General features: G+C 48.7%; 21 protein-coding genes, 1 tRNA gene and 1 pseudogene. 15 read left to right on the forward strand and 8 right to left on the reverse strand.

Translation table 11 applies throughout. The features are described from left to right. Positions 1 to 116 precede the first annotated feature (116 nt). The 4 genes from FKW31_RS11865 (at position 117) to FKW31_RS11880 (ending at position 5,677) form a co-directional block, all read left to right on the forward strand. Positions 117 to 1,217: a branched-chain amino acid aminotransferase gene (locus FKW31_RS11865; protein WP_166443405.1), complete on the forward strand. Its 1,101-nt coding sequence runs from the start codon at positions 117 to 119 to the stop codon at positions 1,215 to 1,217. 188 nt (positions 1,218 to 1,405) lie between these two features. Beyond that, entirely contained in the window at positions 1,406 to 4,207 is a 2,802-nt protein-coding gene (gene polA, locus FKW31_RS11870; RefSeq protein WP_150178630.1) for a DNA polymerase I, read from the forward strand. A 4-nt stretch (positions 4,208 to 4,211) separates the two neighbouring features. Then, on the forward strand, positions 4,212 to 4,832 hold the full coding sequence (locus tag FKW31_RS11875) for an SCO family protein (protein ID WP_150178631.1): 621 nt from the start codon (positions 4,212 to 4,214) through the stop codon (positions 4,830 to 4,832). Between the two features lie 98 nt (positions 4,833 to 4,930). After that, entirely contained in the window at positions 4,931 to 5,677 is a 747-nt protein-coding gene (locus FKW31_RS11880; protein ID WP_150178632.1) for a 1-acyl-sn-glycerol-3-phosphate acyltransferase, read from the forward strand. 69 nt (positions 5,678 to 5,746) lie between these two features. Here FKW31_RS11880 and proP read toward each other — a convergent pair whose 3' ends face one another. Beyond that, positions 5,747 to 7,207, reverse strand: a complete 1,461-nt coding sequence (proP, locus tag FKW31_RS11885) for a glycine betaine/L-proline transporter ProP (RefSeq protein WP_035353333.1) — start codon at positions 7,205 to 7,207, stop codon at positions 5,747 to 5,749. 349 nt (positions 7,208 to 7,556) lie between these two features. Between proP and FKW31_RS11890 the strand changes: the two genes are divergently transcribed. Next, positions 7,557 to 7,889: a hypothetical protein gene (locus FKW31_RS11890; protein WP_063354525.1), complete on the forward strand. Its 333-nt coding sequence runs from the start codon at positions 7,557 to 7,559 to the stop codon at positions 7,887 to 7,889. Between the two features lie 197 nt (positions 7,890 to 8,086). On the opposite strand, the gene cydB is transcribed toward FKW31_RS11890, so the two are convergent. Both cydB and FKW31_RS11905 read right to left on the reverse strand, forming a co-directional pair. Beyond that, the gene (cydB, locus tag FKW31_RS11900) at positions 8,087 to 9,103 is read right to left on the reverse strand and encodes a cytochrome d ubiquinol oxidase subunit II (protein WP_150178633.1); all 1,017 of its coding nucleotides are present in this window, start codon (positions 9,101 to 9,103) and stop codon (positions 8,087 to 8,089) included. 5 nt (positions 9,104 to 9,108) lie between these two features. Beyond that, positions 9,109 to 10,542, reverse strand: coding sequence for a cytochrome ubiquinol oxidase subunit I (locus FKW31_RS11905; RefSeq protein WP_150178634.1), 1,434 nt, complete (start codon positions 10,540 to 10,542; stop codon positions 9,109 to 9,111). 335 nt (positions 10,543 to 10,877) lie between these two features. Between FKW31_RS11905 and FKW31_RS11910 the strand changes: the two genes are divergently transcribed. The 4 genes from FKW31_RS11910 to FKW31_RS11925 all read left to right on the forward strand — a co-directional run bounded on the left by FKW31_RS11910 (position 10,878) and on the right by FKW31_RS11925 (position 15,620). Then, a complete protein-coding gene (locus FKW31_RS11910; protein ID WP_150178635.1) occupies positions 10,878 to 11,909 on the forward strand; it encodes a Dyp-type peroxidase in 1,032 nt (343 codons plus the stop codon). A gap of 1 nt (position 11,910) precedes the next feature. Next, positions 11,911 to 12,705 (forward strand): family 1 encapsulin nanocompartment shell protein, encoded by a 795-nt coding sequence (locus FKW31_RS11915; protein ID WP_150178636.1) that lies wholly within the window; start codon positions 11,911 to 11,913, stop codon positions 12,703 to 12,705. Between the two features lie 432 nt (positions 12,706 to 13,137). Continuing rightward, complete coding sequence (locus tag FKW31_RS11920; RefSeq protein ID WP_370513058.1) at positions 13,138 to 14,628, forward strand: amino acid permease; 1,491 nt, start codon at positions 13,138 to 13,140, stop codon at positions 14,626 to 14,628. Beyond that, positions 14,628 to 15,620, forward strand: a complete 993-nt coding sequence (locus tag FKW31_RS11925; RefSeq protein WP_193562076.1) for a hypothetical protein — start codon at positions 14,628 to 14,630, stop codon at positions 15,618 to 15,620. Before FKW31_RS11920 ends, FKW31_RS11925 begins: the two co-directional genes overlap by 1 nt. Positions 15,621 to 15,706: 86 nt before the next feature. Here the strand turns inward: FKW31_RS11925 and FKW31_RS11930 are convergent. Then, positions 15,707 to 15,952 (reverse strand): annotated as a pseudogene (locus tag FKW31_RS11930) (dihydropyrimidinase); the annotation flags it as partial. 129 nt (positions 15,953 to 16,081) lie between these two features. On the opposite strand from FKW31_RS11930, the gene FKW31_RS11935 reads away from it, so the two are divergent. Further along, on the forward strand, positions 16,082 to 16,366 hold the full coding sequence (locus FKW31_RS11935; protein WP_150178638.1) for a cytosine permease: 285 nt from the start codon (positions 16,082 to 16,084) through the stop codon (positions 16,364 to 16,366). A 75-nt stretch (positions 16,367 to 16,441) separates the two neighbouring features. On the opposite strand, the gene FKW31_RS11940 is transcribed toward FKW31_RS11935, so the two are convergent. The 4 genes from FKW31_RS11940 to FKW31_RS11955 form a co-directional block, all read right to left on the reverse strand. Then, positions 16,442 to 16,532 (reverse strand) — tRNA-Ser (locus FKW31_RS11940). Positions 16,533 to 16,603: 71 nt separating this feature from the next. Next, entirely contained in the window at positions 16,604 to 17,245 is a 642-nt protein-coding gene (locus FKW31_RS11945) for a phosphoribosylanthranilate isomerase (RefSeq protein ID WP_150178639.1), read from the reverse strand. Between the two features lie 27 nt (positions 17,246 to 17,272). Next, complete coding sequence (gene pyrF, locus FKW31_RS11950; protein WP_063354531.1) at positions 17,273 to 17,986, reverse strand: orotidine-5'-phosphate decarboxylase; 714 nt, start codon at positions 17,984 to 17,986, stop codon at positions 17,273 to 17,275. Further along, on the reverse strand, positions 17,979 to 18,326 hold the full coding sequence (locus tag FKW31_RS11955) for a lipopolysaccharide assembly protein LapA domain-containing protein (RefSeq protein WP_150178640.1): 348 nt from the start codon (positions 18,324 to 18,326) through the stop codon (positions 17,979 to 17,981). Before FKW31_RS11955 ends, pyrF begins: the two co-directional genes overlap by 8 nt. A 256-nt stretch (positions 18,327 to 18,582) precedes the next feature. Here FKW31_RS11955 and FKW31_RS11960 point away from each other — a divergent pair, with 256 nt between their 5' ends. Genes FKW31_RS11960 through FKW31_RS11980 form a run of 5 tightly spaced genes read left to right on the forward strand, consistent with a single transcriptional unit; the run spans position 18,583 to position 21,897 of the window. After that, on the forward strand, positions 18,583 to 19,077 hold the full coding sequence (locus tag FKW31_RS11960) for a protein-export chaperone SecB (RefSeq protein WP_006115915.1): 495 nt from the start codon (positions 18,583 to 18,585) through the stop codon (positions 19,075 to 19,077). Positions 19,078 to 19,131: 54 nt separating this feature from the next. Beyond that, a complete protein-coding gene (locus tag FKW31_RS11965) occupies positions 19,132 to 19,794 on the forward strand; it encodes a hypothetical protein (protein WP_063354532.1) in 663 nt (220 codons plus the stop codon). 54 nt (positions 19,795 to 19,848) lie between these two features. Continuing rightward, entirely contained in the window at positions 19,849 to 20,820 is a 972-nt protein-coding gene (pdxA, locus tag FKW31_RS11970) for a 4-hydroxythreonine-4-phosphate dehydrogenase PdxA (protein WP_150178641.1), read from the forward strand. Beyond that, positions 20,817 to 21,539 carry a pyridoxine 5'-phosphate synthase gene (locus tag FKW31_RS11975; RefSeq protein WP_150178642.1) on the forward strand — a complete coding sequence of 241 codons (723 nt, stop codon included), beginning with the start codon at positions 20,817 to 20,819 and terminating at the stop codon, positions 21,537 to 21,539. Before pdxA ends, FKW31_RS11975 begins: the two co-directional genes overlap by 4 nt. A 1-nt stretch (position 21,540) precedes the next feature. Further along, positions 21,541 to 21,897: a DUF6476 family protein gene (locus FKW31_RS11980; protein ID WP_150178643.1), complete on the forward strand. Its 357-nt coding sequence runs from the start codon at positions 21,541 to 21,543 to the stop codon at positions 21,895 to 21,897. Position 21,898 lies beyond the last annotated feature (1 nt).

A 21,898-nucleotide genomic window follows, 5' to 3' on the forward strand; every position in this document is an offset into this window, starting at 1 on the left:
AGCCTGCCAACTCAGACCTAAGATATAAGAACGTCTGATAGCAAAAAAAGAACCGAGGCAACGGAGCTGCCAGACTATCTGGCTCAGACCCCAGCGCCGTGGAGACAGCAGAACCCATGACCACCGAATCTGACACCGCCTTCAAGATTACCCGCAAAACAGACATTACCCCCGCAGCAGAGCGGGAAGCCATGCTGGCCAATCCGGGTTTTGGCCGCGTTTTTACCGACCACATGGCTGTTGTCACCTATACGGAAGGTAAGGGTTGGCATTCTGCTGAAATCCTGCCCCGCCAGCCGTTGATGCTGGATCCTGCGGCATCCGTATTGCACTACGCGCAGGAAATTTTTGAAGGCATGAAGGCCTATCGCACTCCAGATGGCAGCGTGCAGCTTTTTCGCCCAGATGCAAATGCCCACCGCTTCCGCCATTCTGCCGAACGTATGGCTATGGCGCAGGTGCCTGAAGAACTTTTTCTGGAAGCAGTCACCCAGCTTGTAAAACTGGATAAGGACTGGGTGCCCAAGCCAGAAGTCGGCACACTGTATATCCGCCCCTTCATGATTGCCACAGAAGCCGCGTTGGGCGTGAAACCGGCATCTGAATTCAAGTTTATTGTGATTGCCTGTGCCGCGGGTGAATATTTCTCCAAGGATGCCGGCCCGGTTTCCGTATGGGTGGAAGAACGCACTGTTCGTGCCTCCCGCGGGGGAACAGGTACGGCCAAGTGTGGTGGCAACTATGCCGCCAGCCTAACGGCCCAGATGGAAGGCAAGGAACATGGCTGCCATCAGGTTCTGTTCCTTGATGCGCAGGAACGCCGCTGGCTGGAAGAAATGGGTGGCATGAACGTGATGATGGTGTTTGAAGATGGCACCCTGCAAACACCTCCGCTGGATAGCGGCACCATTCTGCACGGCATTACGCGCGATTCCCTTCTCACCTTGGCGCGTGATCGTGGTCTTAAGGTAAAAGAAGAACGCTACGCTATTGATCAGCTTTATGGTGATGCCGATTCCGGCAAGCTGAAAGAAGTGTTTGCCTGTGGCACAGCCGCTGTTGTGACACCCATTGGCACCTTCAAAAGCACAGAAGGCGGCTGCACCATTGGTAACGGCCAGACAGGTGAGGTCACCAGCAGCCTACGTAAAGCTTTGTGCGATATCCAGTTTGGCCGCGCAGCAGACCCGCATGGCTGGGTTAAAAAAATTGGCTAACTTGCAGGTGCCTTTCCTGTAAACATACTCCCTATACCCCGGCCTTCGCCGGGGTATTTGTCTGTTACAAGCCTTAACACCCTCCAGAAAGCCAGGTGCCCAGTGCTGGACATCAAAACCCAAGGGGCATATCCAACCCCTATGGCTTTCTTTCTGCCTTCCCTTCCGCTTACACGGTTTGCATCAGTATGACAGAAACACCCCATCTGGTTCTGGTAGATGGCAGCGGCTTTATTTTCCGCGCCTTTCATGCCCTCCCGCCCATGACCAGCCCAGAAGGTGTGCCCGTAAATGCCGTTTACGGCTTTACCACCATGCTGGCTCGTTTGCTTAAAGACCATGTAGGCACCCATCTGGCTGTGTTATTTGATGCCAGCCGCCAGACATTCCGTTCAGAAATTTATCCGCAGTATAAAGCACACCGGCCCGAACCACCTGAAGACCTGCGCCCCCAGTTCAGCCTGATCAGGGAGGCCACACAGGCCTTCAATGTGCCGGGCATCGAACTGCCCGGATGGGAAGCAGACGATCTTATTGCATCCTACGCAACAGCCATTCGGGCACAGGGCGGTACCTGCACCATTGTTTCTTCAGACAAAGATCTCATGCAGTTGGTGGGGGATGGCGTTTGCATGCTGGACCCAATCAAGCAAACACCTGTTGGCCCTGCAGAAGTGGAAACCAAATTTGGGGTGCCCCCTACAAAAGTAGTGGATGTGCAGGCCCTGATGGGAGACCCCACAGATAACGTTCCCGGTGTGCCCGGTATTGGCCCCAAAACAGCAGCAGCCCTTGTGCAGGAATATGGCACACTGGAAGCTGTTTTGAATGCCGCACCGGAAATGAAAAAATCCAAGCGGCGTGACATGCTGATTGAACACGCCGAAGCCGCTCGCGTTTCTCTGCAATTGGTAACACTTGCTACAGATGTTCCCCTCCCCGTGCCGGTGGATGAGCTCAACACGCGTGAACCAGACATGCTAATGCTGGCAGACTGGCTGGACCGCATGGGCTTTCGTTCCATCCTCAGCCGTATGGGGCTTGGGCATCCCTCTGGCGCCCACGCACATCGTGCAGCAAAAAAAGTGGCTGCAGCATCTGTTGCCGGAGCCACCACGCCTGCTGATGCCGCGCCAACCACCGATGCTTCTGTACTTTCTGCGCCATATCATGACTATGAAACCGTACGCACAGCAGAAGCTTTGCAAAAATGGATCAGCACAGCGCAGGAAGCCGGTATCTGTGCCGTTGATACAGAAACAGATGGGTTAGACCCGCTGGCGGCTAATATTGTTGGGTTTTCTATTGCAACGGCTCCGGGCAAAGCCTGCTATGTGCCATTAAAACATGAAGGCACTCTGGAAGCTCCTACGGGTGAACAACTTGCTGTTGATGCGGCCCTTAAACTTCTGGCACCACTTTTGCAGGATGATGCCGTTTTAAAGATCTTCCATAACGCCAAGTTTGATCTGCTCATTCTGGATCATGCGGGCATTCCGCTTTCCAGCATCACCGCTGTTGATGACACTATGCTAATCTCTTACAGCCAGTCTGCCGGGTTGCATGGGCAAGGTATGGATGAGCTTTCTAACCTGCATTTAAACCATACGCCCATTACGTATGACAGTGTGACCGGCACAGGCCGTAACCGCGTGCCTTTTGCGCAAGTTCCTGTTGAAACAGCTACCAAATATGCGGCTGAGGATGCCGATGTAACCTTGCGCCTCTGGTATGTGCTGCACCCCACGCTGCGCACCAACAAGGCACTGGCACTTTATGAACAGATTGAACGCCCGCTTTCAGTTATTCTGGCCGATATGGAAAAAGCTGGCATTGCTGTAGATCGTACAGAGCTTGACCGGCTTTCCAAAGATTTTGAAGTCCGTATGCAGGGCATGGAAAACGATATTTACGAAGCCGCCGGGCGACAGTTCAATATCGGCTCCCCCAAACAATTGGGGGAAATCCTGTTTGACGAAATGGGCCTGAAGGGTGGCAAACGCGGCAAGGCCGGAGCGTGGAGCACAGATTCCTCTGTATTGCAGGATCTAGCCGACCAAGGGCATGATCTGCCTGCGCGTATTTTAGCATGGAGACAACTTGCCAAGCTGAAATCCACTTATACGGATGCGCTCTTGCGCCAAGCCGGGCGGGATGACCGCGTGCATACATCTTTCCAAATGGCTATCACCTCCACCGGGCGCTTATCTTCGACTGATCCCAACCTGCAAAATATTCCAGTGCGAACGGAAGAAGGCACACGCATCCGGCAGGCCTTTATTGCGCCATCTGGCAAGAAGCTAATTTCTGCTGACTATTCGCAAATCGAACTGCGGCTACTGGCCGATGTTGCCAATATTCCTGCATTGCGTGAAGCTTTTCAGCTCGGGCAGGATATTCACGCCCGCACGGCATCGGAAGTGTTCAATATCCCGCTTGAGGGTATGGATGCCCTTACGCGACGGCGCGCGAAAGCCATTAATTTTGGCATTATTTACGGCATTTCAGCCTTTGGGCTAGGCAAACAGCTTGGCATTCCTGCTGGTGAAGCGCGCACTTATATAGATGCCTATTTTGCCCGTTACCCCGGCATTCGTGATTACATGGAACGTATGCGGGAAGAAGCACGTACCCATGGCTATGTTCTCACACCTTTTGGCCGCCGCTGCTATGTGCCGGGCATTCATGAAAAAAGTGCTGCCAGACGCCAATATGCCGAGCGACAAGCTATCAATGCTCCCTTACAAGGTGGTGCTGCAGATATTATAAAACGCGCCATGGTTCATTTGCCACTGGCTCTACAAAAAGCAGGCTTTGGCGCAACACGCATGCTCCTGCAGGTGCATGATGAACTGTTATTTGAAACAGATGAATCAGACGCTGAAGCTGTGGCAGAAATTATTAAAAACGTTATGGAAGCAGCAGCAGATCTTGCTGTTCCGCTGGTTGTAGAAACCGGAATAGGCCAAAATTGGGCGGAGGCACATTAAGACCATGACACCGGCTGGAAAACGTATAGCCCTCATGACCTTTGGCGTGCTGGCTCTGGCAGCCGCCGGAGGCTACACGGCCACTCACCTGGCCTTAAAACACGGCGTGCAACTAAACACTTATGGTAACGAGGTGGGAGGTTCCTTCCGCCTGATGGATTCCACAACTGGCACCATGACGGATCAGACCTTCCGTAACCGTTGGATGCTTGTTCTGTTTGGCGCCACACACTGCGCAGAAGACGCCTGCGCCCCAGCCCTGCGCAATATGTCTGCCGCATTGGATCAGGTAGAAGGTGGCAGGCACAATGCTGTTATCATTTTTGTAAGCCTTGACCCAGACAGAGATGATGCAGAACGCCTGCGCCAATATGGTGAAAGTATTGGCCCGCGTATTGTAAGCGGCACAGCAGCGCCCTTTGCTTTGGCTGATCTGGCAAAGGAATATCATGCCCCTATCGAAAAGGTGCCTGACCCTGAATGGACATATAGCATGCGGATGTCTCCACAGTTTGTGGTGATGGGGCCGGAGGTGCGTTATAAGGGAATGGTTGATGCCCGTGCAGATAGCGCCCATATGGCAGCGGATCTACGCCGTATTATGCAATCTCAGAACGGTGAATGATCTACTCTAAATATACATGACGCCATGCCCTCTATAGCGTGGCATCATGTATGTGTTCTGCATGTCTTTTCTTCTTGCCAGAGCTGTACTGTATTCTCATGTCATTGTTTTCAAAACTTGGTACCAGCTTACGGTTTTATGCATCACTTGCCGTTATTGGTATTATTTTTCTGGCGCTGGATGCAGGATCTTTCCTTCTTCGGCACGCTTTGCCAGAAGGGCCAAAACGCCGCAAAATAGGCCAAGCATGGCTATGTTTCATGGCACGGCTTGCCGTGCGTTATCTTGAAGCTGCCGATATTTTGGAATGTGATCTAACAGAACTCAATACACTTAAAAACGTTCCCAACATCATACTGGTTGCCAACCATCCTTCACGGTTGGATAGCCTTATTCTGGCCTCTGCCTTGCCGCATCTGGTTTGCGTTACCAAAGCCTCCATCTGGGAACGCCCAACTCTGGGCAGTACATTACGCACTGCGGGCTATATCCGGCATGATAGTCTTTTGCGGCTCATTGGCCCTGCCTCTGAACGTCTGCAAGAAGGCAATCAATTACTATTGTTTCCTGAGGGCACGCGCTCCCGCGCAGGAACAGAACCCAGCCCCATGCAGCCAGGCTTTGCTGCTATTGCCCAACGCACACGCCTGCCAGTGCAGACCATTTTGATCAAAACAGATTCACCCTATCTTTCGCAGGGTTGGTCTTTTCTAAAACAACCGCCCCTCCCCATGCGTTACCAGATACAAACTGGCCCGTGCTTTCCCGCTCCTACCAGAGATGAAGCTAGTGGGCGCGCATTACTTGAGACTGTTGAAAACTGGCTGAAAGACCATCTAACTTAAATGCAAAACAGGCCCAGCATGAGAGTTTCATACTGGGCCTGCATCATACGAAGTGTTCCTAACTTTACCTTATTCCTGAGGAATAGACGGTAACGTAGAATCCACTGTGATAGGGTGATCCCCCTGAAGGATCTTTTTAACTTCAGCCTCGCTTCCCACTGCGGGTGGTGATCCACGCAAAGGCATACAGGCGGTTTCCTTTACTGTCAGCATTGTCACAATACCAATACCCCCTGCAAACATGAGATAATATGCAGGCATTAGCAAATTACCCGTATGCCCAACCAGCCATGCTGTTACCAGCGGTGTTGTGCCGCCAAACATTGAAACAGATACGTTAAACGCCATGGAAAGCGCCGTATATCTAATCGGAGTATAAAAAAGTGCTGGCAGAGTAGAAGGCATACTGCTGGTAAAACAAACAAGTGCTAGGCCAAGAAGCATCAAACCCAAAAAGATCAACCAATCATTCCCGCTCTGCAACAGCAGAACAGAAGGAATAGAGAGAACCAAAAGGGCAACACAGGCCCCGATAATCATTGGTCGGCGGCCCAGTTTATCGCTTAAATACCCACCCATAACATTCAGTGGCATCATCATCAGCATGACAATGATAATCAGCAAAAGCCCTTTGCTTTCGGCGTATCCCAAAGCAACCGTCAAATAGCTGGGAATGTACGTCAGCAACATGTAATCGGTTACGTTAAATACCAGAACAAGACCCATACACTTTAGCAACTGCCGCCAATGCACACGCAGCAGTTCACCCCAACCGGGCTTTTCATCATCCCGCTGCGCGGCCTGTTCGGCGTATGCCTGAAAAGCTGGCGTTTCTTCTAGCCGGGAGCGCATATACACACCCAAAAGCCCTAGTGGGCCTGCAATTAAAAAAGGAATACGCCATCCCCATTGCAGCATGGCCGTATGGCTAAGGCCAATCTGCAAAGCTGTTACAATACCAGCACCTGCCACATAACCAGCCAGAGTACCAAACTCCAGCCAACTCCCCATAAGCCCCCGATTTTTATCGGTCGAATATTCCGCAATAAAGGTGGCTGCCCCGGCATATTCACCGCCAGTTGAGAACCCCTGCACCAAACGAGCCAGCAGCAATAGCAAAGGCGCCCATAAACCAATTTGAGCATAAGACGGGATAAGGCCAATGGAGAAAGTGCCGATTGCCATTGCAATCATTGTAAAAGCCAGAACTTTCTGGCGGCCGTACTTATCTCCCAGCGGTCCAAAAACCATACCGCCAAGAGGCCGCACCAAAAATGCTACGGTAAACGTAGCAAAAGTTGCAATCAGACGGGAGGCAGCATCATCCGATGGAAAAAAGACTTGCCCCAGTGTGACAGCAATATAGCCATAGACACCAAAGTCGAACCACTCCATGGCATTACCCAAAGCTGCCGCGCCTACTGCCTTGTTTAACATCTGGGCATCAACAACAGTAATGTCCTGCGGCTTCATCTGTTTACGGCGCTTAAACCAACCAAAATGCGCGTGCGCCGTTCCAGAATCTTTCATAAAATATTTCCTCACCTCTTATTTCATACGTAATGTGCATCTAAAATATTATCATTATGTAGAAATTTATTCAATATTTTTCTAAGCTATACTATTTTATGATATTTCATACGATATATTCATTTATGTATTTAAAATCAATACTTTAAATTACCCAAATAAATCCAGATTATATAAAACAAACCGATAGATCAGAGACGAAATACCAATACGAAGGTTGCATTTTTGAATGAAAAATTTTTGCGTTCCCAGAGGAACATCTCATAGTCATGAGTGGTTATAAGAAGGCTTCTGTTTTGATAGGCCCATCGTCTCTCACCTGCCTATACTCAGCAAAGAGAAAGCCCTCATGTCACGCATAAACCAAATCATATACACTGGAATGGCTTTGGGATGCCTGATACTGCCAGCTTTGGCGCACAGCGCTCCTAAACTGCAGAAGCCTACCCCCATGCCGCAATCTTCCATTTATTCTGATGGAACGGGTAATAATATGGTCGACAAACTTAATAACGCTCAGCTCGATCAAAATTACCGGGGGCCTTACTACTTTCCTGGGCAAAAAATCCCGCCTTTTAAAAGCACACCACGCAATCAATTAGAAAATGCTGAAGATTTTTCTAAAACAGACAAAAATAATCCTGTAAAACAACAAAGAGAAAATACTGCTATCTCAAAATAAAATACACTCGTTAAGCTATTCCCCTATTTGTAATTTAAAATAGGGGAAATTAAAGCCTAATTTATTTCGGGATTATCAGGTGTAACAAAGAAGCTCCAGCAACAAATACTATGGTGCTCAGTGTCCAGATCGCCACAAACCATCCAATCCGTGCCCCAATATTTTTTGGGGCACCATCTCCATTTCCCTGAACAATTTTAGTGATAGCCATCTGTTTCCGTTACCTTTCCGCGAAACACACGATAGGAATAAATTGTGTAGGTTAGGATAATTGGCAGCAGAATAACTGTGCCAACAAGCTGGAACAATTGGCTACTTGGGGGAGCGGACACATCCCAAAGTGTCAGACCCGGCGGAACAATATAAGGCCAAACCGTAATCCCCAAACCAGAAAGGCATAAAAAGAACCAGCCCAGAGCACATAAAAATGGGCCCTTGGAATGCTCATGCCGCAAACCACGTACAAACAGCACCCCCAACACAGCTACAAGAATTGGCACAGGAAGAACGAGAACGACATTTGGCCAATCTGTCCAACGGCGTAAATAAGGTGCATGCAAAAGTGGTGTCCAAAGACTTACTGCAATAATCCCCAGAAACAGCCCTATGGCCAATTTACTGGCCCAGCGGCGGCAAGAAGCTTCCAGCACTCCAGTAGTGCGCCAGATCAGCCAAGTTGCCCCCAACAGGGCATAACCACACATCACGGCTATACCGCATAGAATACTAAATAGCGTCAGCCAATCAAACGCGCTTCCGGCAAAAGCTCCATCAACAACTTTTACGCCCTGAACAACACCTCCAAGAATGGCACCCTGACAGAACGCCGCAATACCAGACCCAAGCATGAAACCAACATTCCACAATGTCTCACGGCCTGTGCCATGCGTCATGACCCGGAATTCAAATGCTACACCACGAAAAATCAGCGCCAACAACATAAGAATGATCGGAAGGTAAAATGCTGGCAGAAGCGTGCCATACGCCCCGGGAAATACGCCGTAAAGCACAGCCCCACCAAGTACCATCCATGTTTCATTACCATCCCATACCGGCGCAATGGTGCTGACCATTACATTCCGGCGGCCTGGGTCCCGCTCCAATGCAAACAGCATACCAATACCAAGATCAAAACCATCCAGAATGACGTAGATCGAAATAGCCGCCACCAAAATAACGGCCCATATAACCGGGAGCCAATATGTAAGATCCATTGTGCTCAAGCTCCTTTACCAGAAGAAGATTCAATAACTTCCGGGTGCATGCGTTCTGCCAAAATATCGGATGCATTTGCGGAACTTGCCTCTGGCTCTCCCTCTTGCGGCTCATGCCCTAATTGGCGCACCAAAATGCCAATGCCAGACCCAAACACAATGACATACACCACAACAAAAGCTGTCATTGTTACAGCCATACTTGGCAGCATAATTGGTGAAACGCTCTGTGATGTTCTTAAAAGACCATAAACAGTCCAAGGCTGCCGCCCCACTTCCGTAGTAACCCAACCACAGAGCAGGGCCAGAAAACCAGCCGGAGCCATACACACCGCAACACGATGAAACACAGCATTTGTAAACAAGGTGCGTGTGCGCCGCAGCCACAGAGACCAAAAGCCAACCAGCATCATGAGCACACCAAGCGCAACCATGATACGAAAGGAAAAGAAAATAACCTGTGAAGGTGGACGTTGATCGCGCGGGAAGTCTTTTAGCCCCGGCACTTTACCTTCCAGACTATGTGTTAAAATCAGGGAACCCAGCAGCGGAACTTTTACTGCATAATCCGTGTGCTCGGTTTTCATGTTGGGGATGCCAAACAAAAGCTCTGGCGCGCGAGACGTTGAATCCCAATCCCCTTCCATAGCTGCAATTTTTGCTGGCTGATATTTCAGGGTATTCAGGCCATGCGCGTCACCCGCCATAATCTGTAGCGGGGCCACAATAGCTGCCATCCACATGGCCATGGAAAACATGGTGCGCACTGGAGCCGTGGCCACTTTTCCTTCACGCCGTGCCTTAAGCATGTGCCACGCACCTGTTGCGCCAACAATAAAGGCAACAGACAAAAAGGCTGCCAACCCCATATGTACCAGCCGGAAAGGGAAGGACGGATTAAAAATAATAGCCAGCCAATCTGCTGGCAAAAAACGCCCAGTTGCGGGGTCTATCATATAGCCACGTGGCGTTTGCATCCATGAGTTGGAAGAAAGAATCCACGTCATGGAAATTAAAGTGCCTATAGATACGCAGCATGTGGCGGCAAAGTGCAGTTTACGCCCCACCTTGTTCATGCCGAACAGCATGATGCCTAAAAATCCGGCTTCAAGAAAAAATGCTGTCATAACTTCATAAGACAAAAGAACCCCGGTAATGGGGCCTGCCTTTTGAGAAAAAACCGACCAGTTCGTGCCGAATTCATACGACATCACCAGACCGGACACGACACCCATACCAAAAACGATCGAAAATACCTTGATCCAGTATCGATACAGATCAAGAAAAACAGAACGTCCGGTTTTCAGCCAGCATCCTTCCAATACAGCCAAGTAAGCTGCCAGCCCGATTGAAAAGGCCGGAAAGATGATATGAACACCTACAGTAAAGGCAAACTGGAAGCGCGCCAAAAGAAGCGCAATATCATGCGCAGGTTGCATAGGTTCTTTCCAAACTTATAATTAGTGGTATTTTGACCGAAAATTGACATTGGATAGCAACAAAAATTCTATCTATACGCCATAAATGCTATAATTACGCATTATGCACCGGAAACAACACCTCCATGATTTGGTATTTAAAATAAATCAACAGAAAATGTTCGTCCAAGACCTTTTGTTTATCTTATGATAAAAGATACTTATCATGAAAATTTATTATCCGATGGATGCGTTTATTTGATACCACCTTCCATCTTGCCTCAAATATTCATCTGCCTATGCTAGGTATCAGTCGTGATTATATAACGCGTTATGCATTCAGGAGTTCCCTCACAGTGGTTACACCGCAGCCAGTTGATACGAAATTAACACAATCAGCCCTTTTCCTTGTGATGACTCTGCATGATGCCCCTACAGTTCGCACTCAGGTTTTAGATCTCCTTGGCGATATTTCGTCACTTGTGCGAGGTGTCGGGTTTCGTATTCCAGATGGCAAATTAAGTTGTATTACCGGTATTGGATCAAACGCATGGGATCTGCTTTGTGGGGCTCCTCGCCCAAAGGAACTCCACCCCTTTCAGGAAATTAACGGCGTGCACCATGCCCCCTCAACACCGGGAGATCTTCTGTTCCATATCCGTGCCACGCGTATGGATTTATGCTTTGAGATGGCAACAGCCCTGACTTCCCGCTTGGAAGGTGCTGCAACAGTTGTAGATGAAGTGCACGGTTTTAAATATTTTGATGCACGAGATCTACTCGGTTTTGTTGATGGCACCGAAAATCCAACAGGCCAAGCAGCGTTTGCGGCAACAGTTATTGGAGATGAAGATCCATCTTTTACGGGTGGCAGTTACGTTATTGTGCAGAAATACCTGCATGATCTTAAAAAATGGAATGCCATCCCAACTGAAGTTCAGGAACACATCATTGGCCGCAAAAAAGTATCCGACATAGAGTTGCCCGAAGCAGCCAAGCCCAGCTACGCGCACAATGTTCTTACAAACATTGAAGAAAACGGACAGCAACTTCAGATTGTACGTGACAACATGCCTTTTGGAGAAGTGGGTAAAGGAGAGTTTGGCACATATTTTATTGGCTATGCGCGTTCTCCTGCACGCACAGAGCAGATGTTACAAAATATGTTTATCGGCAAGCCTCCTGGCAATTACGATAGAATTCTGGATGTAAGCACAGCGGTAACCGGGTCACTTTTCTTCATTCCCACGAGTGACTTCCTTGACGATGCTCCCAACATGAGCACAGAAAATATTCAGGCATCTCCAGAACCTGCATCTGCTTCTCAAAACACAAAACCTCTTCACGGTTCCCTTGGAATTGGATCATTAAACAATAAGGACGCCTGAAATGAACAACCTACATAAACATCTTGCACCCATTTCCCACGTTGCCTGGACCGAAATTGAACAGGAAGCTTCTCGCACAATCTGCCGCAATCTGGCCGGACGGCGCGTGGTTGACACACCAGAACCAAAAGGCACAGCATTTTCCAGCGTTGGTACTGGCCGCAATAAACAAATCAGCTCCCTGAGCGATGGCATACAGGCCGTACAGCGCGAAGTGCTTCCCCTTGTGGAACTGCGGGTTCCCTTTACCTTATCGCGCGAAGAAATTGATGCTGTAGAACGTGGCTCTCTGGATTCTGATTGGCAGCCCGTTAAGGATGCTGCCCAGAAAATTGCTTTCGCAGAGGATCGTGCCATTTTTGATGGCTATGCCGCTGCCGGAATTACAGGCATTCGGCAGGGATCATCTAACCCACATACAAAGCTGCCAGCTTCTGCAAAAGATTATCCGCATGCCATTACTGCTGCATTGGATACCTTGCGCCTTGCTGGCGTGAATGGCCCCTATTCTCTTGTTCTTGGCACCAAAGCCTATCAGGCTGTAAGCGGTGGAGATGATGTTGGCTACCCTGTTCTCAAACATATTGAGAGCCTGATTGAAGGTGAACCCATCTGGGCTCCGGCTATTGAAGGTGCTTTTGTTATCTCCAAGCGCGGTGGAGATTTGCAGCTTGATATCGGGCAGGACTTTTCCATCGGTTATCTAAGCCATACGGCAGAAACCGTTGAGCTGTATCTTCAGGAAAGCTTTACTTTCCGCGTGCTTACAAGCGAAGCGACTGTCTGCATCGAGTAACTTTTTGATGAGGTGTCGTGCCATTTACAATAGAATGGTAACGACACCTCACTTAAACGCCTAATAAATATCAGTATTTATCGGATTTTATAAATTAACTATTTATTCGTATTCAGAAAAAACAAATCTTGATTGAGATATTATAATATATTCTCAACTTCACTATATAATATATAAAAAAATTTTTACTTTGTGATTTGCATTTTAATTTAAGTAAATTCGATAATACTCACCTATAAAGTCAATATATATTTAAATAATACATATTAAGTTTATTTTTGTGAAACATTTTATACATTAGCTCTATGGCATTTCGATTCTGCAATGACTTCCCTGATCCTGCGATTACTGTTATTGCATTATCGAAACAAGGTGCGTTCCATAAAATATATTGCAGATTTCGCACTGTCTGTTGTCATGGAGATAGAAATTTTGGACACAAAAACTTCTTCATCCCACCCTCTTCAACAGACTTCAGAAGGATACAAACAAGCTTTAGGCAAACGTCAGATCCAAATGATCTCTATCGGAGGCGCTATTGGAACTGGTCTTTTTCTGGGTGCGGGAAGCAGGCTTCAAGCTGTAGGGCCTTCTCTTGCAATAGTTTACCTAGTTTGCGGTATTTTTTCCTTCCTTATGCTCAGAGCACTGGGGGAATTGGTTATGTACCGGCCTACCAGCGGTAGTTTTGTTTCCTATGCGCTGGAATTTCTAGGGCCTCATGCTTCTTATGTAGCAGGTGCGCTTTCATTCTTTAGTTGGGCCATGACAGGTATTGTCGATATTACCGCCATAGCCCTTTACATGCATTTCTGGGGTGTATTTGCTGCTGTTCCGCAATGGGTTATGGCGTTTATGGCCCTTATGGTTATTACATCAATGAATCTGATTGGTGTAAAATGGTTTGGCGAGATGGAATTCTGGTTCTCGCTTATTAAAGTTGCAGCACTTTTAATTTTTCTTGTTGTTGGAAGTGCTATTTTAGGCCTGCGCGTTCCGATTGATGGACATACGACTGGCCTACAGTTGATTACTGAGCATGGAGGCCTGTTCCCTCATGGGGCACTTCCTGCACTCGCCCTGATGCAAGGCGTTGTATTTGCCTATTTCGGCATTGAGATGATTGGCACTGCCGCTGGTGAATGCCAGAATGTACGCGAAATCCTGCCATCCGCCATTAACAATGTTATCTGGCGGATCATTATTTTTTACGTTGGCACTGTTACTCTTCTTGTGCTGCTTCTGCCATGGTCCTCTTATCAGGCAGGCATTAGCCCATTTGTTACATTTTTTTCCAAACTCGGTATTCCGGGGATGGATTCCGTTATGAACATTGTGGTGCTCACCGCAGCACTCTCCAGTCTAAACTCAGGCCTCTATTCCACAGGCAGAGTACTTCGGGCTCTGGCACTTAACGGTTCCGCACCACGTTACCTATCATATATGAACAAACAATCTGTTCCCGCAGCAGCCATTCTCACAACTGTTGCCATTTATCTGGTTGGTGTTGGATTAAATTACCTGTTGCCATCACAAATTTTCGAAATCGTAATCAACATGGCATCTTTGGGGATTATCAGCACATGGTGCTTTATTCTCTTATGCCAGATCAAATTACGTCAGGCCATTAAGGCAGGTCGTATTGCCCCTACGGGTTTTGCAATGCCCGGTGCCCCTTTTACATCTTGGTTAAGTATTGTGTTTTTCCTTTGCATTTTACTGCTGATGGCACTGGATTACCCAACCGGCACCATGTCTATCGCTGCCATTCCATTATTGGCTCTTGTGCTGATTATTGGGTGGAAAACCTCCAACCAGAAACCACAGAATATTGTTCCGCAAACACTCTCCTCTGTGGAACTTACCGATGATGCAGGCTTTCCATGTGCGGAAAACAATCAAGTTTCCAAGGAGCACATTTGATGAGCATTATTTTCAGATATTTTTCTGATAAATCTCTGCGTTTTCTTCTGCCCCTTGCCCTATCTGCCATCACTGTAAGCACATATTCCCAAAGCGCATGCGCGGCCGATCAATGGTACACTGGCTCTCTGGTTTCTCCTTCAGGCCCTCTCTCTAAACAGGGCATGTTTCTTTTAGAACCCTATATGTACTACTCTGTACCTTCAGGTATGATCGGTCCGCACAATAACAATGTGCCCATGTCCTCCCCGCGTCAGCAATCGGTTACCAGCTTTACCATTTATCGGTACGCCTTAACGGATTACCTGAGCATTCAGACCACGCCAGCTATCAGCTACCGGTGGAAGCATGGAGATACAACCAGTAGCGGCCTGAAAATTGGAGATGTGCCAGTTGATCTCATGTGGCGCTATCTTACGGCAGATCCCAAACGGTTTATTCCCACACTCAACCTTATTACCGGCGTTTCCTTTCCTACAGGTGATTACTCTCACCTCGGACGCTCACAGGATGGCGTTGGCAGCGGCGTTTACACATATCGCGCAACATTAACTGAACAATCCACATACACCATGCCCAATAACCATGAGTTGCGGTTACGGCTATGGGCAACCTTCCGGCGCGCTCTTAATTCTGCTCATCTAAGAGATGTTACCAGTTATGGTACCACACGCGGTTTTCGCGGCCACGGACAGCCCGGCATGTATGGTGAAGCAGGATTTTCCTTGGAATATGGCATTACACAGCGATGGGTTTTTGCAATTGACGTGGCACGAGATTGGGCTAATGGCACCCGCCTAAAAGGCCATTATGCTTCTGGTTTGAAAGTAGATGAACTGAGTTCCGGTTCGGGAGATTGGCAGGTTGCCCCAGCACTAGAATACAACTGGACACCTAATTATGGCGTTATTGCTGGTGTTTCCGTGTATTATGCGGGACATAACACATCCCGCATTGTATCACCACAATTTGCCTTTAACGCATTATACTAACTAGATTTACAGAACTCAGGTCATTTCCCTTATTCATTATTTTCCTACCCCCCACTCATGAGAGGGGGTTTTTCTTCAGCGCCTCAGCCAGTAGCTGTTCCAGTATAAAAATCATCACTTGTAATTATGCCCATAAAAGGCATTTCCATATGAGTATGCGGACCTATACCTCCCGGCATTACCAATAACCCTGCGGCATCCACAACATCACAACCCGTTGGTGTTTCTATCGTGTTTGCTACATGAGCAATTTTTCCATCTGGGCCACACAGAATGTCCGCCCGCATACTGCCTTCTGCTATAATAAGCGCTCCGCCTTTAACATGAAGCAGGAAGAGGACTGCCTTTCTGTTTTCCAATCGTTAAAGGGTAAATGATATTTTGTATCGAAATCGTATTTTTATTCTGGCTAATTGGTCAATAATATATTTCGTATTCGAATCGTAATGTAGGAAAGCATTATGGATGGAACACATCATGCAACACATAATAATCGTTTAATAAATGAAGAGTTAGAACCATCTGCTACACGCACATGGCAAGGAAAAGATTATCTGTTTTTATGGATGTCGGACATTCATAGTGTAGCAGGATACATCACCGTTGGAAGTCTATTCACTTTAGGCCTTCCACTATACGATGTATTTGCAGCCCTACTTTTTGCTATCCTACTCGTACAATTAGCCTGCAACCTTATAGCCGTACCAAGCTTTAGGGCATCGGAAAATATTGTATGTATCTTGTGATACGGAACAACATCACAAAACACTGTAGCTCTACAGCTCAATTGAACTGACTATTTTTAGAGGAAAATCATGTTATGGCGGAGAGAGAGGGATTCGAACCCTCGGTACGCTATTAACGTACACACGCTTTCCAAGCGTGCGCCTTAAGCCACTCGGCCATCTCTCCGACGCGAGAGAGGTAATAGCAAAATTTTCGGAACAAACAAGACCTAAAGCGGAAAAAATAAAGTTTTTATCTCAATCAACGGCTGAAGTGCGCGCATTATGGATAAAACGCGCAATTGCATCCGGATTCTTAATGCCAGGCGCAGTTTCAACGCCGGATGAAACATCCACCGCTGCTGCTCCGGTTGTTGCAACGGCTTGTCCTACATTTTCGGGATTTAGCCCCCCCGCCAACATCCACAAATAAGCAGGCTTCCAACCTTGCAGCATATCCCAGTTCAAGCGCTGCGCATTACCACCCGGGCGTGTTGCATTAACTGGGGGCTTAGGCTCAATCACAAGCCGTTCCACTATGCTTTGTTGTGGCAAGTCAGCCTCTGAGGCAACTGGAATGGATAACCAAACAGGCAGCCCAAACTTGGCTTGTATCTGCAAGGCGCGTTCAGGCGTTGTATAAAGCTGCAATATATCTAGATCGACCTGACCCAACACGCGTTCCAAATCAGCATCGCCAGGGCGTACAAAGAGCCCGACTTTCTTGATGCCATCTGTAACCCGGCCAGCTAAAACCTTTGCCCGCAATGCATTTATATAGCGAGGAGAGCGTTCAAAAAAAACAAAGCCGACCCAATCTGCGCCATATTTCATGCAGGCTTCCAGCCCGGCTTCTTCTGTAATGCCGCAGATTTTTACGCCTGTCCGAACGCTGCTCATAACCTACTCCAGCTATATGCAGCAGATTTATGCTGCCAGTTCCGCAGCAATTGCTGCTGCTGCTGCTGCTGGATCTGCAGCCTGAGTTATGGGTCTTCCCACCACAATCCAGTCTGCTCCAGCAGCGCGTGCTTCCGCAGGCGTCATAACGCGTTTCTGATCACCCTTAGCTGCTCCTGCGGGCCGAATACCTGGCGTTACCAACACAGGCTTGTCACCCAGAGCTTCTCGCAGTGCCTTGAGTTCATGCGCGGAGCAGATCAATCCATCCATCCCGGACTTCATTGCCAGATGCGCCAAGCGCAAAACCTGCGTGCGCGTATCATCCGGCACACCTACTTCTGCCAAGGCCTGATCATCCATACTGGTCAACACAGTTACAGCCAGCAGTAATGGGCGCTCTCCTTCCGGGAAAGCCTCATCACATGCCTTGCGTGCAGCTTTCATCATTTCTGCACCGCCAACAGCATGCAGTGTCAGCATACGAGGGCGCAAATGAGAAAGCGCTTTTACAGCGGCTCCCACAGTATTGGGAATGTCATGCAGCTTAAGATCCAGAAATAAAGGCCTCTGCCCAGCTAGATCTGCCACAGCCTGAAAGCCTGCTGCATAAGCAAATTCCATACCAAGCTTGATAACACCCGCAACACCTTGCACCGCATGCGCCCATGCTTTGGCCTGCGCCGGGTCTTGCGTATCCAACGCCACAATCAAACCTGTTTGCCTTGCTGTATCAGACATGTGGTTCTGCTCCATTTGCAGACGAAACAGGCGGAGTCGCTATGGCTACGGGCGCTGGGGCCACTGGCATGCTAGATACGGCCTGCACTTGGGCAAGCTGCGCTTCCAGTTCTTTTACATGTTGCTCTGCCTTGCGCGCACGCCGGCGTTGCCTGAATTCTGCCGTCCACAAACAGAAAGCTCCCAGCAAAAAGGCAACAGCAGCTACCAACAGCGCCAACACACCAGCTGAAGACTTCCAGCTATATGTCAGCAACCACATATCGAGCGGATCCTGATTACTGGCACTGAACACCACAAGCGCCAGCAGGAATGGGACAACAATTATCAGCCTGATCATGGCATCAAGTCGTAGCCGTATCACACGCAAAGAACAAGCGACTGGATACCATCAACCGCAAGCTTAATGATAAAATATTTCACACATTTTTAGACCGTTGCCAGAGCTACAACAGAAAAGAAGTTTATTGTGTTTCCTCTCGCCGCAACTGTCTGAATCTGGTAGGGCTGGTGCGGATTATATTGTTTTGCTCATTTTTCCTGAATAATGAGCTATTTTTGTTTGCGACATTACTCCTGAGGATCAGACATCCATCATGAATACCGAAACTGCAGATTCACTTGGCGGCGCATCTCACACATCTCCTGCGCCGTCTGTTATGATGGGAATCCAATATGTTAAATCTGTTGAATTTCAGGTTCTTGGGGCACCAGCCATTTACTCACGCGTAACAGAACGCCCTCACCTTGGTGTTTCTGTAGATGTACGTGCCCATCAAATGGGTGAAAACCAGCCGAACTTTGAAGTTGAACTGATCTTGCGCTGTCAGGGGCACCTTCCTGCACAACGAGAAGGGGAAGAAGTTGTCCCCTTATTTGATGTGAATCTGACTTATGCAGGTATCTTTACGCTGCAACATGCAACAGCAGAAACTTTTGAAACCTTACTTCTTATAGAAGCACCTCGGCTTCTTTACCCTGCTGCCCGCAACATGTTGGCCACTCTATGCCGGGAAGCAGGCTTCCTACCCGTTATCATGCAGCAGATTGACTTTGCGGCATTGTGGCGCAACCGCCGTGCTGTAGGCTGAAAACAGCATTCAGGCCCTTTGATTTCCATACCTGAAAACGAAAGATGACAGACTATGCCAAGTAAAGCATCCGAAGCTTTATGGTACCCCTTTGACGCAAATTGGTACCGCGCAGAATACGGCGCAATTATGGATGCTCTGTTGTCTTTTTCTGACCATGAGCTTGAACAATGGTACAAGGTCGAAGGGGCGTCCTCCGGCCATTCACCCAACAGATATTTCAACGAAGAATGGTACCGGGTAAATTGCTCCGAGGCAGCAGAAGCCATTACAAACGGCACCTGCGTTTCTGGCTTTGAGCATTACTGCAATGGGGGATACAAAAGCTTTTCTCCACATTACCTATTTTCCGAACGGTATTATCTTCAGCGCTACCCCGATATTTCGGAGCAAAATTTGCAAGCTGGCGGTTTTGTAAATGGGTATGACCACTTCCTCCGATCCGGCGATAAGGAAAAGCGCTCGGGCCATCTGTTTTTTGATCCAAACGTCTACATGCAAAACAGACCGACTGACCCAAACCTGAACAGCCTTACGCCATTTATGAACCTGCTGCATTCAGCACACACACTACCCAATTCCATTACGCTGTCTGATCACTTTAATCCTGCATGGTATCGTGCTCTCAGCCCGGATGCAGTTATGGCTGTGGAATATGGTTTTGCACCTAATGTGCTTTATCATTTCCTCAGCACCTTTACGCCTGATCGTTTCTAAGTTTTCCTTTCTGCTTTACAGACCCGTATTTTCCTGCGCTGAAGGAAGAAGCCCATGCTTGCTCTAACACAAGGTGACCCGGCAGGTATTGCGCCTGAAATTACTGTAAAAGCATGGCGCATATTGCGCGAAAGCAAGCTCCCCTTTGTTTTTGTGGGAGACCCTACCCTTCTGGAGCAACATGCCCCATTACAGGCCGTGCGCTATCTGGAACAGGGATCGGATATCTTCTCCCACGCTATTCCCGTGCTCCCCCTCCGACTGGCAACACCTGCCTCTCCCGGAGAGCCAGACCGTCAGAATGCATCCAGTGTTATTGAAAGCATCCGTCTGGCCGTAGAATTAGCCCAGAATGGTGAAGCCTCCGCTATTATCACCAACCCTATCAGCAAAGAGGTTATTCAAAGCGCGGGCTTCAAACATCCGGGGCACACCAGCTATCTGGCAGAACTATGCCATGTGCCTGGACAGGAAGTGATGATGCTGGCTGGGCCCTCTCTCAAGGTTGTGCCTGTTACCGTACATGTCTCCCTCCGGCACGCACTGGAGCAGTTAAATACAGAGTTGATTATTAAAACAGCCCGCACAGTTGCCACTGGGCTAAAACGCGATTTTGGCCTGAAAGCCCCGCGCATTGCCGTGGCCGGATTAAACCCTCATGCGGGAGAAAACGGCTTGATGGGGCATGAGGAACAACAGATTATCATCCCAGCCATTAAAGCCTTACAGAAGGAAGGGCTTAATATTACCGGCCCCATGCCGCCAGATACCATGTTCACACCCGCAGCGCGCAGCCATTATGATGTGGCTTTGTGCATGTATCATGATCAAGGGCTGATCCCTCTTAAAACACTGGATATGGCAGAAGGTGTGAACGTAACGCTAGGGCTGCCCATTATCCGCACATCGCCCGACCACGGAACAGCCTTTGACATTGCGGGCCAGAACAAGGCAGACCCAAGCAGCCTTGTTGCTGCCATTCGGTTGGCCGCACAGCTTGCGCAAAACAGAAGGAACACAGCATGACTTCAGCTATCCGGCTTGGCGTCAACATTGATCATGTGGCCACCATTCGCAATGCACGTGGGGGCACATATCCAGACCCCGTTGCTGCGGCCCTGTTAGCTATTCAGGCTGGTGCAGATGGTATTACCGCCCATCTGCGTGAAGATAGGCGCCATATCCGTGATAAAGATTTAGAACGCCTGCGTGCAGAAATTGCGGCTCCCCTTAATATGGAAATGGCTGCAACAGAAGAAATGGTTGGCATAGCCCTTGGCTTGCACCCCCATGCCTGCTGCCTTGTGCCTGAACGGCGTGAAGAACTAACTACAGAAGGCGGTCTGAACGTAGCGGGGCAACTAGAAACACTTACACCAAAGGTGCAAAAACTCGCACAGGCAGGCATCCGTGTTTCACTGTTTATAGATCCCTCTCCCGCACAAATAGAAGCTGCCGCCAAAACAGGCGCACAAGTTGTCGAACTCCACACTGGCGCTTATGCAGAAGGGAAAGCGGGAGAACTGGAACGCCTGCGTGCCGCAGCCATGCAAGCAGCCTCTCTTGGATTGGAAGTGCATGCTGGCCACGGGCTGACATTTGAAAACGTTGGCCCCATCGCCAGCCTGCCAGAACTGCGAGAACTCAATATTGGGCACTTTCTGATTGGACAGGCCATTTTTGATGGTCTGGCAGCCGTTGTGCAAAGCATGAAACGCCATATTGCAGAAGGCACGGCCCTTTAAGATGGAAGAACCACAGGAATACAAAACACCCAAAGCCTTACTTGTAGCCGTTATTGGCATGGGTGTACTGATTGTGGTGGGTGTTGTGGTATTGGCAGGCGTACTTATTCATCGCATGAGTAGTAAACCCACTCTGCCCAACCTTCCACCGGTTGCGCTATCGGATACGGCTCCATCTGCCAATCTTTCCACGGCACATGCTACATTACCTGCTGGTGAACACCTGTTAAGCGTAACACGCGTGCGGGATAACGTATTGGCCCTGCATGTTACAGAACAGGGGCAAGACCGGATTCTGTTATGGGATGTGCCAACCGGCCAGTTGCGTACCGGGCTGGATATAAACGCGGCACATTAAC

Source organism: Acetobacter sp. DmW_136 (assembly GCF_008690365.1).
GTDB lineage: Bacteria > Pseudomonadota > Alphaproteobacteria > Acetobacterales > Acetobacteraceae > Acetobacter > Acetobacter oryzifermentans.

Excerpts from the sequence above, each read along its gene's own strand:
- FKW31_RS11880 (WP_150178632.1), top strand. The coding sequence starts at position 4,931 with ATGTCATTGTTTTCAAAACTTGGTACCAGCTTACGGTTTTATGCATCA.
- polA (WP_150178630.1), top strand. The coding sequence starts at position 1,406 with ATGACAGAAACACCCCATCTGGTTCTGGTAGATGGCAGCGGCTTTATT.
- FKW31_RS11875 (WP_150178631.1), top strand. The coding sequence starts at position 4,212 with ATGACACCGGCTGGAAAACGTATAGCCCTCATGACCTTTGGCGTGCTG.
- FKW31_RS11905 (WP_150178634.1), bottom strand. The coding sequence starts at position 10,542 with ATGCAACCTGCGCATGATATTGCGCTTCTTTTGGCGCGCTTCCAGTTT.
- FKW31_RS11935 (WP_150178638.1), top strand. The coding sequence starts at position 16,082 with ATGGATGGAACACATCATGCAACACATAATAATCGTTTAATAAATGAA.
- FKW31_RS11865 (WP_166443405.1), top strand. The coding sequence starts at position 117 with ATGACCACCGAATCTGACACCGCCTTCAAGATTACCCGCAAAACAGAC.
- FKW31_RS11945 (WP_150178639.1), bottom strand. The coding sequence starts at position 17,245 with ATGAGCAGCGTTCGGACAGGCGTAAAAATCTGCGGCATTACAGAAGAA.
- pyrF (WP_063354531.1), bottom strand. The coding sequence starts at position 17,986 with ATGTCTGATACAGCAAGGCAAACAGGTTTGATTGTGGCGTTGGATACG.
- proP (WP_035353333.1), bottom strand. The coding sequence starts at position 7,207 with ATGAAAGATTCTGGAACGGCGCACGCGCATTTTGGTTGGTTTAAGCGC.
- FKW31_RS11915 (WP_150178636.1), top strand. The coding sequence starts at position 11,911 with ATGAACAACCTACATAAACATCTTGCACCCATTTCCCACGTTGCCTGG.
- FKW31_RS11955 (WP_150178640.1), bottom strand. The coding sequence starts at position 18,326 with ATGATCAGGCTGATAATTGTTGTCCCATTCCTGCTGGCGCTTGTGGTG.
- FKW31_RS11965 (WP_063354532.1), top strand. The coding sequence starts at position 19,132 with ATGCCAAGTAAAGCATCCGAAGCTTTATGGTACCCCTTTGACGCAAAT.
- FKW31_RS11960 (WP_006115915.1), top strand. The coding sequence starts at position 18,583 with ATGAATACCGAAACTGCAGATTCACTTGGCGGCGCATCTCACACATCT.
- pdxA (WP_150178641.1), top strand. The coding sequence starts at position 19,849 with ATGCTTGCTCTAACACAAGGTGACCCGGCAGGTATTGCGCCTGAAATT.
- FKW31_RS11975 (WP_150178642.1), top strand. The coding sequence starts at position 20,817 with ATGACTTCAGCTATCCGGCTTGGCGTCAACATTGATCATGTGGCCACC.
- FKW31_RS11925 (WP_193562076.1), top strand. The coding sequence starts at position 14,628 with ATGAGCATTATTTTCAGATATTTTTCTGATAAATCTCTGCGTTTTCTT.
- FKW31_RS11890 (WP_063354525.1), top strand. The coding sequence starts at position 7,557 with ATGTCACGCATAAACCAAATCATATACACTGGAATGGCTTTGGGATGC.
- cydB (WP_150178633.1), bottom strand. The coding sequence starts at position 9,103 with ATGGATCTTACATATTGGCTCCCGGTTATATGGGCCGTTATTTTGGTG.
- FKW31_RS11980 (WP_150178643.1), top strand. The coding sequence starts at position 21,541 with ATGGAAGAACCACAGGAATACAAAACACCCAAAGCCTTACTTGTAGCC.